The organism is Streptococcus sp. 27098_8_82 (assembly GCF_041431615.1).
GTDB lineage: Bacteria > Bacillota > Bacilli > Lactobacillales > Streptococcaceae > Streptococcus > Streptococcus sanguinis_K.
In genome coordinates this window covers 72,307-87,262 of record NZ_JAPVYB010000004.1, presented here as the reverse complement: position 1 = coordinate 87,262, position 14,956 = coordinate 72,307, and the positions used below count along the sequence as shown (strand labels likewise).

General features: G+C 44.1%; 16 protein-coding genes. 3 read left to right on the top strand and 13 right to left on the bottom strand.

The window, feature by feature from the left end; all coding sequences use genetic code 11:
• Positions 1-11 precede the first annotated feature (11 nt).
• The 5 genes from O3627_RS08100 to O3627_RS08080 form a co-directional block, all read right to left on the bottom strand.
• Complete coding sequence (locus O3627_RS08100) at positions 12-623, bottom strand: TetR/AcrR family transcriptional regulator (RefSeq protein WP_125383360.1); 612 nt, start codon at positions 621-623, stop codon at positions 12-14.
• A 174-nt stretch (positions 624-797) separates the two neighbouring features.
• Positions 798-1,214, bottom strand: a complete 417-nt coding sequence (locus O3627_RS08095; RefSeq protein WP_125383359.1) for a GNAT family N-acetyltransferase — start codon at positions 1,212-1,214, stop codon at positions 798-800.
• A 51-nt stretch (positions 1,215-1,265) separates the two neighbouring features.
• A complete protein-coding gene (locus tag O3627_RS08090; protein ID WP_168956234.1) occupies positions 1,266-1,931 on the bottom strand; it encodes an ABC transporter ATP-binding protein in 666 nt (221 codons plus the stop codon).
• Positions 1,932-2,993: an ABC transporter permease gene (locus O3627_RS08085; protein WP_371621338.1), complete on the bottom strand. Its 1,062-nt coding sequence runs from the start codon at positions 2,991-2,993 to the stop codon at positions 1,932-1,934.
• 67 nt (positions 2,994-3,060) lie between these two features.
• Positions 3,061-3,669 carry a TetR/AcrR family transcriptional regulator gene (locus tag O3627_RS08080; protein WP_125383358.1) on the bottom strand — a complete coding sequence of 203 codons (609 nt, stop codon included), beginning with the start codon at positions 3,667-3,669 and terminating at the stop codon, positions 3,061-3,063.
• 109 nt (positions 3,670-3,778) lie between these two features.
• Here O3627_RS08080 and O3627_RS08075 point away from each other — a divergent pair, with 109 nt between their 5' ends.
• Positions 3,779-4,504, top strand: coding sequence for a hypothetical protein (locus O3627_RS08075; protein WP_371621337.1), 726 nt, complete (start codon positions 3,779-3,781; stop codon positions 4,502-4,504).
• Between the two features lie 91 nt (positions 4,505-4,595).
• On the opposite strand, the gene O3627_RS08070 is transcribed toward O3627_RS08075, so the two are convergent.
• Together O3627_RS08070 and O3627_RS08065 are read right to left on the bottom strand one after the other, a co-directional pair.
• On the bottom strand, positions 4,596-5,633 hold the full coding sequence (locus tag O3627_RS08070) for a zinc-binding dehydrogenase (protein WP_125383355.1): 1,038 nt from the start codon (positions 5,631-5,633) through the stop codon (positions 4,596-4,598).
• A gap of 179 nt (positions 5,634-5,812) precedes the next feature.
• Positions 5,813-6,283: an SP_0198 family lipoprotein gene (locus tag O3627_RS08065; protein ID WP_125383354.1), complete on the bottom strand. Its 471-nt coding sequence runs from the start codon at positions 6,281-6,283 to the stop codon at positions 5,813-5,815.
• A gap of 233 nt (positions 6,284-6,516) precedes the next feature.
• On the opposite strand from O3627_RS08065, the gene O3627_RS08060 reads away from it, so the two are divergent.
• Positions 6,517-6,984: a GNAT family N-acetyltransferase gene (locus tag O3627_RS08060; RefSeq protein WP_125383353.1), complete on the top strand. Its 468-nt coding sequence runs from the start codon at positions 6,517-6,519 to the stop codon at positions 6,982-6,984.
• Between the two features lie 132 nt (positions 6,985-7,116).
• Positions 7,117-8,262, top strand: coding sequence for a cobalamin-independent methionine synthase II family protein (locus tag O3627_RS08055; RefSeq protein WP_185756180.1), 1,146 nt, complete (start codon positions 7,117-7,119; stop codon positions 8,260-8,262).
• A 124-nt stretch (positions 8,263-8,386) separates the two neighbouring features.
• On the opposite strand, the gene O3627_RS08050 is transcribed toward O3627_RS08055, so the two are convergent.
• The 6 genes from O3627_RS08050 to pheS all read right to left on the bottom strand — a co-directional run bounded on the left by O3627_RS08050 (position 8,387) and on the right by pheS (position 14,766).
• A complete protein-coding gene (locus O3627_RS08050; protein ID WP_125383349.1) occupies positions 8,387-9,214 on the bottom strand; it encodes an alpha/beta fold hydrolase in 828 nt (275 codons plus the stop codon).
• 115 nt (positions 9,215-9,329) lie between these two features.
• Complete coding sequence (locus tag O3627_RS08045; protein WP_125383348.1) at positions 9,330-9,722, bottom strand: YbgA family protein; 393 nt, start codon at positions 9,720-9,722, stop codon at positions 9,330-9,332.
• Between the two features lie 171 nt (positions 9,723-9,893).
• On the bottom strand, positions 9,894-12,299 hold the full coding sequence (gene pheT / locus O3627_RS08040; protein WP_125383346.1) for a phenylalanine--tRNA ligase subunit beta: 2,406 nt from the start codon (positions 12,297-12,299) through the stop codon (positions 9,894-9,896).
• A gap of 210 nt (positions 12,300-12,509) precedes the next feature.
• Positions 12,510-13,019, bottom strand: a complete 510-nt coding sequence (locus O3627_RS08035; RefSeq protein ID WP_125383344.1) for a GNAT family N-acetyltransferase — start codon at positions 13,017-13,019, stop codon at positions 12,510-12,512.
• Between the two features lie 142 nt (positions 13,020-13,161).
• The gene (locus O3627_RS08030) at positions 13,162-13,671 is read right to left on the bottom strand and encodes a GNAT family N-acetyltransferase (protein WP_125383342.1); all 510 of its coding nucleotides are present in this window, start codon (positions 13,669-13,671) and stop codon (positions 13,162-13,164) included.
• A gap of 45 nt (positions 13,672-13,716) precedes the next feature.
• A complete protein-coding gene (gene pheS / locus O3627_RS08025; RefSeq protein WP_002904274.1) occupies positions 13,717-14,766 on the bottom strand; it encodes a phenylalanine--tRNA ligase subunit alpha in 1,050 nt (349 codons plus the stop codon).
• Positions 14,767-14,956 lie beyond the last annotated feature (190 nt).

Sequence of the window (14,956 nt, the reverse complement as noted above, 5' to 3'; positions counted from 1 at the left end):
CCTTCTTTCTATCAAAAACCTAGCAAACCTCCCCAGTCAAACAAGTCCATGATGGAATGGCAAAATTCCAGCGCCTGCTCTTTGGGCCAGTCTTGAGCCAAGGGCTCAAATACAGCTGTGTAATAAGCTGTCATGCACGATCGCAGAAACTCGTGTTTGACCAGATGATTAATCTTCCCCTCTTTGTAAGCCAGCTCCAAATAGCGATAAGTCTCGTCTGCAGCCAAATGAGGCAGACTCATCCTGAAGTCCGCTTGCGAAGATCCCTGAGATTTAAAGAGCAAGAGCTGCATAATATCCTTATGCTCATAGAGAATCCGCATCAGGGACTGGAGATCCTCTAAGCGATGTGCCCACATGTCAGACAGGTGTCCCTCTTCTAGGAAAGCATAGCCACGTCGCTTCTGCTCTTGTCCATACTGGTCTAAGGCTGTCAGAGTAGGCTCAAGCAGGGCAGTAAAGAGACTGTCCTTACTCTCATAGCGCTTATAAAGTGCCCCAGTCGTCAAGCCAGCAGCGCGACAAATTCTCCGCAGTGAAGCATCCTGATAGCCATAAGCTAAGAACTCACTCCTTGCGCTTTCCAAGATTTTTTCATTTAACTCATCTGTTTCTTTTTTCATGATTTAAATTCGATAACACCGTTATCGCCTTTCTTCTTTTATTATAAATTCTGACAATTTAACTGTCAAGAAAAAACAAAAAAAGGCCGAAAAATATTTTCATCGGTCTAGTTCTATTCCTTTTCCTCTTGTAAACATGACAAAAGGAGCTTATTAACAAGCTCCTCTAGAATTTTAATTTTTATTAGGTGCATAAATCATGCCAGTACAGTCGAAATCTTCCTGTCGGCGAAAGCCGAGCTCTCGATAAAAAGCTAGATTTTTATCTGACTGCTCCGTTGCCAGCTGGATTTGGTAAACATCCTTAAATCTTTCCAATGTTTTCTGAAGAAGGCTTCGTCCAATCCCCTGACGCTGGTAGTGTGGATACACCAGTAAATCCTGAATGAAGATAATGGTAAGTCCATCTCCGACTGCTCGAATCAAACCAACCAACTCCTCATCATCATAGGCAGCCATCACAAATAAGGACTGATGGAAGGCTTGCTCTAACCGCCGAGGATGATTGGTGTAATTGCTCCAACAAACCGAAGCATAGAGATCTAGCACTGCTGCAAAATCCAGCTGCGGATTTATTTTATAATCAATCATAGTCCTCTCCTTGTTTTTTCTCTGTTTGATTGCATAAACCATTCTAAAGCTTTATCGAACTTGAGTCAGCACTCCGTCTTGCATCTCATAGACCTTGTCAACCTCGTCCAGAAGGCGGGTATCATGGGTAATCATGACTACGCTCTTATGGAATTTCTGGGTCACTTCTTTGAGCAGATGAACCACCCGCTTGGCCCGCTCTGTATCCAGACTAGCTGTCGGCTCGTCAGCCAAGATAATATCAGGGCTATTGTAAAGTGCTCGGGCGATAGCAGCCCGCTGCCGTTCTCCGCCGGACAATTCTTTCGGATACTGCTTGAGAGTTCCTTTTAAATCCAGCAGCTCAATCAGACTGTCTAGATCCGTCCTTTCCTTTTTAGATAAGCGGTCAATCAGCTGGAACTGGTCTTCGATTTTCAAAAAAGGAATGAGATTGGAAGTCTGCAAAATAAAGCCGAAATCATTGAAGCGTAGAGCAGCTCGTTCCTTTTCCTTGAGCTGGGAAGTATCTTTCCCATGCAGGAGAATCTGTCCTTTTGAGGGAGTTTGCAAATGCCCTAGCAAGGTAAGAAAGGTTGTTTTTCCTGAGCCTGATGGCCCAATAATAGCTACAAACTGCCCTGCTTCTAGTTGGAAATCAGTTGGTTTCAGGGCTTGAACCAGCGTATGCCCCTGACCATATTCTTTTGTAACTCCTTTTAGTTCTATGATTGACATTTACTCACCTCCAATCGCTGTGATAGGGTCAATTTTCAGAACCCGATGAATGGACAAGAGTCCGCCAGCCAGTGACATGAAAACAATGAGGATAATTAAACCAGCATAAGCTCTCCAGTCACTGTAAAAAGGCATAGAAGCCGGCAAGACTAGCTGGGTTCCCAAGAGAGCCAAGACAGCTAAGCTGATTCCCAGAGTGGACAGGATGAAAATCTGCCAAAAAATAGAAGCAATAATCTTCCCACTGGCAATTCCTTGGGCGCGCATAATACCGTAAAGATGCGTCTTTTGGATGGTAATAATATACATGAAAATTCCCAATACCAAAAATGTAATCAAAACCATGGCCCCAATCATAAAGGAAAAAGTCAGTACCTGAGGCTGATAGCCAGGGATATTTTCTATAAAATCATTCATAGAGAGTTGACTAAGTCCTGCTTCTTCAATCTTCTGACCATCCTTGACCACAAGTGCACTGATATTCTTAACCTGACTTGAACCGTACTTTAATTCCCTGAAATCATCTAGATCCATAAAAATTACAGGTTGCGTAAAGAAGGTATTATCCTCTGTGAAACCAACAACCTGATAGAGGCGCTCACTGCCATTGAGCTGAAGCTGGTCGCCTAGTTTTACACCTTTTTGCTGCAGACGCTTATCCGCAATAACTTCATAAGCATTCTCAGCAGGACGTCCCTCAATAATGTCAGGCGCTAGAAAACTATCCCAAGAGAGACCAAAAACCTGAGCATTGAGTTTATCAGTCCCATCTTCATAATTGGCCACTGCTGACGTCTGACCTAAAGCCGCAATTGAGTCCCCTTGAAGCAGGCGGCTGTATTCCTCTTCCTTGAGAGTCGAAGCTATTAGATTCTTATTGGCGTACTCCGACAAGACGATCGACTCAGCCTGCCATTGGTCCAAAGCCAAGCGATTAAGCCTAGCCAAACCGACGGAAAGACTGGATAAAAAGAAAACCATATAGGTAATGAGAAAGACCACAGCAACCACTAAACGATAGCGTCCGCGACTGTAGACAATCTCTTTAAAAGCTAAAAACAAAGCTGTCCTCCTTTGAGATATTCCAGACTATTATACCATAAAGAAGCAAGCTGGAAAAACTATCCTGTCAATCCCCCTCCATATGCTCTCTGACAAAGCCCGCCAGACCGACAGAGGTCACCCTAGCATGAAAATCACTCATTCGCTGAGCCTTATAGCGAGGATGAGCCAGCCAGTAAGTCAGGGTTCCCATAAAGGACGCGGCTTGATGATTCAGGAGCAAGTCCACCTCAACCTCCTCTAAATGTGGATCAGCCAAGGAAATACTCTGCGAGAAAATCTCCCTCAGAGCTTCCTGCAACCGCCTCGAACTAGTTGGACTGCCATTCGGCCCTAAAAGAATGGCTAAGTCTTCCAAGTAAGGCCCAAAAAAATGAAAAAGATTTTGTTCCTCATGGATATAGTCCGCCACCTTAAAATCCTTTTCTAACTTGAACAAGCAAGCAGATTCTAGAGACTCTTGATAATAGGACTTCAAATCATCTAGCAAGCGGTCTTCCATCTTCTCCAGCAGATCATATTTATCCAAATAATGCCGATAAAAGGTACTACGATTCACCTCCGCCAAGTCAATCAGCTGACGAATACTGATAGTCTCAAAAGTCTGCTCTTTCATCAGCTGCAGCAAGCTATCCTCTATCTGCTTTTCTGTCTTTTTTCGTTTTTTCTCATACATGCTATTCACCTCAAAATGCAACAGTCTATCCAAAATTGATGCTTGTCTACCATTCAGCTCCCACTATATAATAAATATAAGCAGAAGACAAGAACAAGAGGGTTAAAAGATGAAAATTAAAATCAATCAAAAGGAAGTCAGTCAAGAAAGAATTGAGCAATGGCGGAAGCAGAGAATCCATAAAGCAGCTAAGATACTTAATCTACAGCTACCTAATACTGACAACACGGAGATTTTAGACCAAGCCCTACTGGAAGCAAAAATGAAGCTGACATACGAAGAGCTAATCCAGCAAATCGGAACAAAACTCAAATGGAGCCAATATTTGATGAAATGGGCAGCCAAATGGTCCAAGAAACCACGAAAAAGAGCTGTTGTAACGATTTTTGCAAGTGGACTGAGTGCCGCTTCTTTCAGTATAATGCTAGAAAAGTTGATGTTAGAAAAGACAAATGTTCATAAACGAGTCAATCTTGGTGTCTGTCCAGACCATTATGCCTTGCAGCCGTACGGGGACAAACTTGAAGTCATTGAGACTGCAGGAAATAGCCCGCTACCGACACAGTTTTTCCTTAACCTTGGTGGTGAAGCTGAAATAGAGGAGCCTCGTGATGCGTCTTATCCCTTCCAAACTGCTGGTGCTGCCAGTCTAGCGAATGGTTGCAATATCGGTGGTATTCGCCATCAGTTTCGCGACACAGAAAAAGGTCTAGAAGCCCGATTCTGCGTCGAATTCCCCAGCCTTTGTCCAGACAGCCTTATCAAAGAACACCAGCTCCACCTGGCCGCCGAATGGTCAAGGTGGATAGCTTGGTGTAGAGAACATAAAGAATGAATTCCCTTTCCTAAAAAATACCTATCAAGCCATACAAAAACAGCCTACTGCCATCTTAAAGAGACCGCAGCAAGACTGTTTTCTTCTTTACCTAATCAAAGACAATCATGGACTTAATGGTCTTGCGTTCATCCATATCTTTATAAGCTTGATCAATATCTTCCAGTTTGTAGCTTGAAGTAAAGACCTTGCCTGGATTAATATCACCATCAAGAACTGCCTTGAGCAAGATTTGCTTGTCGTAAGTTGTGACAGAGGCTGCTCCGCCTGCCACTGTAATGTTTTGAGCAAAGGTAGAACCGAGCGCACGGTTATTGTAATGAGGAACACCAACGAAACCTAAACGTCCACCATTGTGAAGAACCCCAAGGGCTTGATCTACGGCTACTTCTGTTCCGACACATTCGAGAGCAGCGTCGGCTCCGCCACCGAGAATTTCGCGCACTTTGGCAATTCCTTCTTCGCCACGTTCAGCCACAACAGCTGTCGCACCTGATTCCAAGGCCATCTTTTGTCGATCTTCGTGACGGCTCATAAGAACGATTTGGGAAGCGCCACGCATTTTAGCAGAAATCACAGCGCATTGCCCCACAGCTCCATCACCAATCACGACCACCTTATCACCAGGCTTAACATCTGCCACTCGCGCAGCATGATAGCCAGTCGGCATGACATCAGCCAGTGTCAAGAGGGATTTGAGCATGCCTTCTGTATAATCAGAAGGCTGACCCGGAATTTTGACAAGAGCCCAGTTGGCATATTCGAAGCGAATGTACTCCGCTTGCACCCCATTAGACCAATTGGTGCCAATATGGCGGTCACAAGTCCCATCATAGCCAGCGCGACAGGCATCACACTCCCCACAGCCATGGGTGAAAGGTGCAATGACAAAATCTCCCGGTTTGACCGTTGTAATAGCCTCTCCGATTTCTTCGACAATTCCAATGGCTTCGTGCCCACTATTTTGATGGCCGGATTCAATATCTGGATTACGATAACTCCAGAGATCCGATCCGCAAACGCAAGTACGGACAATGCGGATAATAGCATCATCTGCTGCCTCAATTTGCGGGCGACCAATTTCTGCTAGACCAACTTGGCCAGCTTTTGTATAAACTGTTGATTTCATAGTTTCTTCTCCTCTGATATTTTTATAGTAACTATTATAAACATATAGCAAACTTCAAGTCAAATTTTTGCCATCATTTATGATAAAATTCTTATAAAAAAGGAAACTCCTTTCTCAGAGTTTCCTAGTTTGATTTCCTCACTGCCCCACCTGTTGTCCTGAGCAGAATGAGAAGCGCTTTACTGCTTGGTAAAGGTCAGAGTGTCTGGATCATCATCCAATTCGTCCACAATCAGCTGATTGCCATTTTGGCGGTAACTTTTGACATCATCGCCGACAATCAGTCTTTGATTAGCACTATCTACTTGTACCTGCTTGATTTCCTTACTGCCATCGACCTCGGTCTCAGTCCAAGCACCAGTCGTACCATTGATTTCTAGGACATGCTGGTCACCATCATGGTCGGTTGCTTGGTAGCGCCCATCTAGATTTGTAGCCTGCCCTGTATTTGATGATGACGAAGGCTGATTAGAGGAAGATGCAGCTGATGACTGCGAAGTCTGATTTTGCGCAGATTGTGATGTTTGGCCTTGTGTATTCTGTGATGAACTAGTATTCCCTCCTTGGTTAGTATTGCCTGAGCAGGCAGCCAATAGGACTGCTGCTGTCAGAGATAGAATTCCGATAAAGGCTTTTTTTGTAATCGTCATATCGCTTTCTCCTTTTTCTACATTTGTAGTTTATACTTATATTCTACACTTGTCTGTTTCATTTGTCAAGAAAAAGCAGTTTTTATTATAAGGAAAATACACCTAAAGGAAATGGCTCACTCTGACTGAACTTTGCTATTCAGACGCTGCTTGTTCTGTTGTCTTTCCGAACTCTCTTGACAAAATAGTTCCCTGTCGTATAATGATTCTTAAAAAGATAAAAGGAGAACATCATGCCAATCAGAAAAGCCCAAGTCAGCGATATTCCTGCACTCCAAGAACTCCTTCAGCAAATCTTGCTTGTCCACCATCAGGCTCGTCCAGACATTTTCAAGGCCAAGGGAAGCAAGTTTAGCAATGAAGAATTAGAGAAGATTCTGGAGCAAGAGTCCACCCCTATTTTCGTCTTTGAAAATGAAGCTGGAGAAATCCTCGGTCATCTCTTTTGCTCCATCAAGGAACCTGTCAGTTCTATACTCAATCCTATCAAGACACTTTTTATCGAGGACTTATGTGTAGATGAGAAAGCCAGAGGGCAAAAGGTCGGCGAGCAGCTTTATCGCTTTGCAGAAGACTATGCTCGGGAAATCGGTTGCTATAATCTGACTCTCAATGTTTGGAACGACAATGTTGGAGCCCTGCGTTTCTATGAGCGGTTAGGACTTCAGCCTCAGGAAACAGTGATGGAGAAGATTCTTTAATCTTGAAAGACAAATTCCAGGAAGCGCTAGCAATAGTTTTCGGCTATACCCTATCAGCAGAATTAACTATTTTATTTGCCGAGGAATTTTCGATACAATAAACCATAATCCCTAATGAAAGTGAGTAAGCTTATGACAAAATCAAAATTTCAACTGGTTGGATCTCTTCTGCGGCCAGAAAATCTGCGCCAGTATAAAACAGAAATTGAGCACCGCGATGATATCCAATATCCCTTCTACGACAGTTTCCCAGGCTACCATGAGACGGAGACAGCTGACATCAAGGAGATTATCGCTGAGCAAAAGGCTAAGGGTATTGACATCCTGACAGATGGAGAATACTCCAAGTCTATGTGGCATCTGGACTTTGTCTGGGGACTTAAGGGAATCGAGCGCTACATTGCTGACCACGGCTATACCTTTAAGGACCACGATGGTGGGCAATACGAGACCCGCAAGGACATTGGTATCCGCATCACAGCACCACTCTCTGGTAAAAACCATCACTTTATCGAGATTTATAAGCTAGTCAAGGAAGAGGCTGCTGGTGAAGATACTAAGCTGACTGTCTGGGGGCCTGCTCATGCTTATACTGAGTTAGCTGTCTTTGACCGCTTAGCGGGACCAGGACAAGTTTATGAGACCAATGAAGATTTGAAAAAAGGCTTGATTCAAGCTTATAAGGAATTTTTGGACGACTATAAGGCTGCTGGCGGACAGATTATCCAGTTTGACGACTGTCTCTGGGAGCTTTTTGACGAGTCCAATCCTGCCAGCTTCTTTGCTGAAGGCAATGCTAGTCTTGCTGACCTAGCAGACGAGTTTGTCGCTATTAATAACGAAGTTGTAGACTACGCTCATGAGCTTGGATTGACTATCTGGACCCACAACTGCCGTGGTAACTACGAAAGCCGCTCTGCTGCTGAGGGTACCTACGAAGCTATCGCGGAAAAATTCCTGCGCGACCAACACTATGATCGCTACTTCCTAGAGTGGGACAGCGATGTAGCTGGTGATGTATCAGCCCTAGCAGCTTTGAAAGACAAGGATGCGGAAGTCGTTTTAGGACTTCTTTCCAGCAAAACGACAGGCTTGGATGATGAAAAGCGTGTCCTAGACCTCCTCGAGAAAGCAGCAACCGTTCTACCGAAAGAGCGACTCCTACTCTCCCACCAATGCGGCTTTGCCTCTTGTGACTCTGGAAATGAACTCACCATTGAGCAACAATGGGCCAAAATCAAACAAGGTCAAGAAATCGCCCAGAAATTCTGGGGATAATAAACAAAAAAAGCGGTATGACCGCTTTTTTCTATGTTTTTAAAATCAATTTTGGGCTGTATTAGATTTCTTTGATGAACTCCAGTTTCATCTGCATCTGTTCAACTTATTAAATCTTGGAGTATCAGGAAAGCTCAATTCGCTTGAGCCAATTTTCAACCAAGGCCGTAAAGAGAGCCTCTTGATCTATCTGTGCATTGTGACCAGCAAGATCCATTACAGCATGAGTTGCCCTTGGATAATAGTGAGACAGTTGCGCTAACTGCTGGAAGCCCACGACTTGGTCCTGCTTTCCTGCTATAAAAAGGCTGGGCTCGTCATAGCCCTTTTCCTGTATCTCTTGATCCACTTCAAACGAAAAAGCATAGTTTTCTTGCAGTTTTTGGACAAAGGGAGCATTCATCATCTGAAGCCCTGCCAGGATTTCTTTTTCAAACCGTTGATAAGTTTCTTTAGTCTGTAAAATCGCCAAATCAACGAAATCTTCGTTTTTGCCTGCTATATCAAAACCTACCTCTCTAATTAGCAGGCTGTCTTTTGGAAGAATTCTTTCTTGCGGATTGGGTACAACTACTGGACAAATAAGCAACAAACCATCAATCTCTGACCTTTTCTTAGCCAAAATTCCTCGAGCAAGATAGCCACCATAAGACTCTCCAGCTAAGAGAAAAGTTTGTTCGCTGATTACAGTCTCTATAAAGTTCAAGAGCATCTCTAAAATCACATCCGCACTTGCAAAAGCAGGATTGGCATCAGACCTACCCATGCCAGGTAAATCTAAATAAATCCTTTTATAGTCAGCATGTTTCTCAAAAATGGGTTCCAAACATCCTTCCATCAATTCAGATGAACAGCCCAAACCATGAATTGCCAAGACTGGCTTTCCTTGACCAATCACTTTATAATATAATTTATTTCCCTGATAAGTAAAAAACATCATTTCTCCAATCATACCTTAAAGACACGTTTTGCTCGAGGTGGAGCCTTTATCAAAAACAGTCAAATCATCTACACCCCTCAAAGCTACTAGACAAGCAAGCTTATTCTCTCCCCTTAATTTCAGTTCCTCATGCTTCATCCCCAAATAACAAAGTCGATTTTTTCAGATAAGAATTGGGATACTTGACTAGCAAGTCCCTTGCAGCTCTTACCAAGTCTTTTTTCTCAGCCTGACCGGATTGGTAACGAAGCAAAAGATGCATAAAATCTTCTTTTTCAGTCGTGCTGGCTTTTTTCTTAAAATAGCCCCAAATATGCTGAAAGGCATTGCTGACCTGACCGCGGTTTTCAGGCAAGGTTACCGCCTGATCAATCAAGTCTTGAACATGAGCTGCTTCCACAGAGTCACTTTTCAGATACTGACGGATTTCCAGATAGATCTTACTGGAATGACTGAGAACCAGATATTTATTTCTAGCCCAAAGAGTCTGACATTCGGAGATTTGGTTTATATTTTCCATGATTACTTTTCCTACTGATTTTCAATTTCGAATACTTCTCGTTTCGTCTACATCATTGCTCGCATCCCAGTAATAAGTTTGCCAAGATAGAAAGCAAATCAACTATGATTAGAATAAGATTTCGAAGGGCATTAATCAAAATCCCCAATCACATGACTGGGGAATAGTTCATTAACGTACCTCTGCGCCGAGTTTTTCGGTCAGGGATTTTTCGATTTTTTCCATGTATTTAGCCACTTCTTCGTCAGTCAGGCTGGCTTCTGGATTTTGGAAAGTCAGGCTGTAGGCCATAGATTTGAGGCCAACCCCCAGCTTGTCACCAGAGAAGATATCAAAGAGCTTAATATCTGTCAAACGCTTAACACTAGCTGCTTGGATTGCATCAAGGACCTCTTGGTGAGTGATTTCAGCCTTGAGCAAGAGGGCCACGTCACGGCTGACAGCTGGGAATTTAGTGATTTCTGTAAATGGCTGTGCTGGCTGGAGCTGCTCTTCGATAGCAGACAGATTGAGCTCAGCCACATAAGTTTCAGGAATATCGTAAGCCTTGGCTGTCGCAGGATGGACTTGGCCGACAAAGCCGACAGGCTGTCCATTGATAGAGATCAAAGCAGTCCGACCAGGATGCAGGCTCTTAATCTGGCTGTTAGCCTCGTATTCAGCAGTCAAGCCCAACTTATCAAAGAGTGCTTCTACCACTCCTTTGGCATAGAAAAAATCAACTGCTACTGGCTTGGTCTGGAAATCTTTTTCATTAACCAGACCTGTCAAAGCAAAGACAAAGCTATTGATTTCATTTGGTAGCTCTTCCTTAGGATTGCCAGTCTGCTCAAAGACTTTTCCAATCTCATAGAGAGCTAGATTCTTATTTTTACGAGCTACATTGTAAGAAATGGAATCCAAAATTCCAGAAACCATGTTCTGACGAAGAACAGAGCGCTCCACTGTCATCGGCCACATGAGCTCAGTCAAGTTACTAGGATTGAGAGTGAACTCAATCGCCTTTTCTGGAGTCGTCAAAGCGTAGGTGATGATTTCTGTCAGTCCAGCTCCCTCTGCTAAGGTCCGTACTTGACGGCGCAGTTGCTGCGTTGCAGTCAATTCACCAGCAGTCCCGTCATCTTTTGGCAGGCTAGCTGGCAATTTGTCATAGCCATAAATGCGAGCAATTTCTTCATAGAGATCCGCTTCGATTGAAATATCCCAGCGACGGCAAGGTACACTGACAGTGAACTGTTCAGCATTTCCTGACAAGCCAAAGCCAAGTCTGCGGAAGACATCCACAATATCTGTATAAAGCAAGTCTGTTCCCAAAACTCGGTTGACATCCGCGAGACTAGACACTACTTCTACATCGCTAGTGTCTAAACTACCAGCTGATACGATACCAGCCTGAACAGTCGCTCCTGCCAAATCCGCAATCATACTTGCTGCCGCGTCCAAAGCTTCATTGACAGTTGCCACGTTGATCCCTTTTTCAAAGCGGGAAGATGATTCTGACCGCAGGTTAAGTCTCCCGCTGGTCTTGCGGATTGATTTACCATCAAAAACAGCTGCTTCTAGAACAACACGAGTGGACTGGCCAGAGATTTCGGTAGCTGCTCCGCCCATGACACCTGCAAGGGCCACTGGCTTATCCGCCACAGTGATGACTAGGTCGCTGACTTCCAGCTCGCGCTCTTCGCCGTCCAGTGTCACCAGTTTTTCACCAGCACGCGCTTCCCGCACAACAATCTGATCACCCTCAAACGTATCCAAATCAAAGGCATGCATAGGCTGACCAAAGTAAAGCAGGATGTAGTTGGTCACGTCCACTACATTGTTAATCGGACGAATTCCTTCGTTCATGAGGAGATTTTGCAGCCACTGAGGACTTGGGGCAATGGTAACATTTTCCAAGATACGAGCCGCGTAGTAAGGGGCTTTCTCTGTTTCAAGGGCTACTGAAAGACTGTCAGCTGCTTGCTTTTCATTTTCCACTAGCGGAAAATCTTTGAAATGTACTGACTTGTCATAGATTGCAGCCACTTCATGAGCCACCCCACGCATAGACAGAGCATCTGCCCGATTTGGTGTGATGGAAAGCTCGATAATCTCATCGTCCAAGTCCAGATAAGAGAAGACTTCCTCACCTGGCACTGCTTCTTCAGGCAGGATTTGAATGCCATCCGCAAATTCCTTTGGCACGACAGAATCAGAAATGCCCAGCTCACCGAGAGAGCAGATCATGCCCAGTGACTCCAAGCCACGGATTTTTCCTTTTTTAATCTTATAATTGTCGGCAATGCGAGCACCTGGCAAAGCCACCATAACCTTGATGCCTGCGCGAACATTTGGAGCACCACAGACAATCTGACGGTTCTCCTCTTCTCCGACATTGACTTGACAAACATGCAGGTGGGTATCTGGAACATCCTCACACGATACCACCTCACCAACAACAATTTTTGACAGGCCAGCAGCTGGTGATGTCACACCTTCCACTTCAATTCCTGTCGTTGACATTTTCTCAGCCAGCTCAGCGCTTGCCACATCAATGTCTACTAACTCTTTTAACCACTTATAACTTACTAGCATATTTAAGATACCAAGGGCGTCAAAAACAATTGAAAAATAGGAGATTACCCAAGCATTTGATGAATGCTCGCAAATCTATCTTTTTTCCGAGTTTTTAGCCCAAGTTCAATTCCTTTCTCTATTCTATCGCTGAGGAATCTGAATGACCAAATCATCTAAATTTAAACTTTTAGGTCGTATCATTTCCTCTCTCTCTCTAAATTTTCTCGTTTATTTTAATTTCTTGCGCAGCAGCCAGCCTGCATCTACTCTATCACCAGTGATATAATCATGCCGACCAAACTTTTCAAAACCGTATTTAGAGTAAAATTCCTGAGCTCTAAAGTTCTTCTCCCAGACGCCCAGCCAGACCCAGTCAAAACCTCGTTTTTTGGCTTCTTCCAAAGCAAACTCAAACAATTTCTTACCCAAACCCTGACCATGATAGGCTTTCAAGACATAGATCCGCTGAACTTCAAAAGCATCAAACAATTCCTGCTCTGTCTGAGCCTGTCCCCAGTTAAACTTGAGAAAACCAGCAATTTCACCGTCTTTGACAACAAAATAAGTCTCTGACTCAGGATTTGCCAGTTCCTTTTCGATAGTTGCAAGTGACAGCTCATTGTCAAAATAATGAGCCAGGTCCTCCTCACCGAAAAAAGGGCCAAAGGTCTCTTGATAAGTTTGGACTTCCACATCTCGCAGGAGGTTCGCCTCTTCTTTTTTGACTCTGACTAGAATACTGCACTCCTTTCTCTATTCTATCACTGAGGAACTTGACCAACTAAATTTTAGGATTTGTCTGAAATCCTGATTTCATAAGCAAATCATCTAAATTTCGAGCTTTTAGGTCGTATCATTTCCTCTCTTTAAATTTTCTTGTTTATTTCAATTTCTTGCGCAGTAGCCAACCTGCATCTACTCTATCACCAGTGATATAATCATGCCGACCAAACTTTTCAAAACCGTATTTAGAGTAAAATTCCTGAGCTCTAAAGTTCTTCTCCCAGACGCCCAGCCATACCCAGTCAAAACCTCGTTTTTTGGCTTCTTCCAAAGCAAACTCAAACAATTCTTTGCCCAAGCCTTGACAATGATAAGCCTTCAAGACATAGATTCGCTGAACCTCAAAGGCCTGTGGCAGTTCTTGCTCCGTTTGAGCCTGTCCCCAGTTAAACTTGAGAAAACCAGCAATTTCACCGTCTTTGACAACAAAATAGGTCTCTGACTCAGAGTCTGCCAGTTCCTTTTCGATGGTCGCAAGCGACAGCTCATTGTCAAAATAATGAGCCATATCAGCTTCCTTGATAAATGGACCAAAGGTTTCTTGATAAGTCGCGACCTCCAACTCTCGTAAGAGACTCGCTTCTTCTTTTTTGACTCTGACTAGCATACTGCACTCCTTTCTCAGAAAAGCTGCATCTATGAATACAGGTTTCTACTTAAACTGCTGAGAAAAACGAATATCTCCTTGGTAGAATCCACGAATGTCATTGATACCGTAGCGAAGCATAGCTACCCGCTCTTGACCAAGACCAAAGGCAAATCCAGAATATTTCTCTGCATCAATGCCGCTCATTTCCAATACGCGCGGATGCACCATACCAGCTCCCATAATCTCAATCCAGCCTGTCTTCTTGCAGACATTACAGCCGGCACCGCCACACTTGAAGCAGGAAACATCCACTTCAACAGACGGCTCTGTGAATGGGAAGTATGACGGACGCAGACGGATACTGCGGTCTTGGCCGAACATCTTTTGGACAATCAGCTGCAGCGTTCCTTGCAAGTTTGCCATGGAAATATTTTCTCCAACCACCAAGCCTTCAATCTGATGGAACTGATGGGAGTGAGTCGCATCATCGGTATCCCGTCGGAAAACGCGCCCCGGTGAGATCATCTTGAGTGGCCCTTTAGAAAAGTCATGAGCATCCATAGCTCGCGCCTGTACCGGACTGGTGTGGGTTCTGAGCAAGATTTCCTCTGTAATGTAGAAAGTGTCCTGCATATCCCGTGCTGGGTGGTCCTTAGGCAGATTCATCCGCTCAAAGTTGTAATAGTCCTTCTCCACTTCAAAGCCGTCAACGACCTGATAGCCCATTCCGATGAAAATATCTTCAATTTCTTCACTAGTCTGGCTAAGAATATGACGGTTCCCTACTGGAATTTGACGGCCTGGCAGAGTCACATCCAAGGATTCCTCAGCCAGTTTCAGAGCTACTAATTGCTCTTCCATCTCTTGAGCTGTCTTTTCAAAGGCCGCTGTCAGAATATCACGCGCTTCATTGACATGCTTCCCGATAATCGGCCGCATTTCGGCTGAGATATCCTTCATCCCTTTCAGGACTTCAGTCAGCGAACCCTTCTTACCTAAGACTGCTACACGCAAATCCTGAAGTTCCTTTTGATTCTCAGCCTTGAGCTGCTTAAGAGAAGCTAAAGTCTCTTCACGCAGGCTTTTTAGTTGTTCTTCAATCGTTTTCGTCATTTTCCCTCCAAAATAAAAAGCGCGCCAATCTCCATAAGCGGAGCGTTGACACGCGGTACCATCCGTTTTTTATCTGGCAAGCCAGACCTTACTTATCAATCCTAGAGCAAGTGAATTCGCCTAGCTTTCATCTAGAGAGCTTTCAGTCGATGGCTCTCCTCCCTGTTAAACTTCCCCTAGGTTACTGGTC

Bases quoted from the DNA above. Each gene is read 5' to 3' on its own strand.
- O3627_RS08100 (WP_125383360.1), bottom strand. From the start codon at position 623: ATGAAAAAAGAAACAGATGAGTTAAATGAAAAAATCTTGGAAAGCGCA.
- O3627_RS08095 (WP_125383359.1), bottom strand. From the start codon at position 1,214: ATGATTGATTATAAAATAAATCCGCAGCTGGATTTTGCAGCAGTGCTA.
- O3627_RS08090 (WP_168956234.1), bottom strand. From the start codon at position 1,931: ATGTCAATCATAGAACTAAAAGGAGTTACAAAAGAATATGGTCAGGGG.
- O3627_RS08080 (WP_125383358.1), bottom strand. From the start codon at position 3,669: ATGTATGAGAAAAAACGAAAAAAGACAGAAAAGCAGATAGAGGATAGC.
- O3627_RS08075 (WP_371621337.1), top strand. From the start codon at position 3,779: ATGAAAATTAAAATCAATCAAAAGGAAGTCAGTCAAGAAAGAATTGAG.
- O3627_RS08070 (WP_125383355.1), bottom strand. From the start codon at position 5,633: ATGAAATCAACAGTTTATACAAAAGCTGGCCAAGTTGGTCTAGCAGAA.
- O3627_RS08065 (WP_125383354.1), bottom strand. From the start codon at position 6,283: ATGACGATTACAAAAAAAGCCTTTATCGGAATTCTATCTCTGACAGCA.
- O3627_RS08060 (WP_125383353.1), top strand. From the start codon at position 6,517: ATGCCAATCAGAAAAGCCCAAGTCAGCGATATTCCTGCACTCCAAGAA.
- O3627_RS08055 (WP_185756180.1), top strand. From the start codon at position 7,117: ATGACAAAATCAAAATTTCAACTGGTTGGATCTCTTCTGCGGCCAGAA.
- O3627_RS08050 (WP_125383349.1), bottom strand. From the start codon at position 9,214: ATGATTGGAGAAATGATGTTTTTTACTTATCAGGGAAATAAATTATAT.
- O3627_RS08045 (WP_125383348.1), bottom strand. From the start codon at position 9,722: ATGGAAAATATAAACCAAATCTCCGAATGTCAGACTCTTTGGGCTAGA.
- pheT (WP_125383346.1), bottom strand. From the start codon at position 12,299: ATGCTAGTAAGTTATAAGTGGTTAAAAGAGTTAGTAGACATTGATGTG.
- O3627_RS08030 (WP_125383342.1), bottom strand. From the start codon at position 13,671: ATGCTAGTCAGAGTCAAAAAAGAAGAAGCGAGTCTCTTACGAGAGTTG.
- pheS (WP_002904274.1), bottom strand. From the start codon at position 14,766: ATGACGAAAACGATTGAAGAACAACTAAAAAGCCTGCGTGAAGAGACT.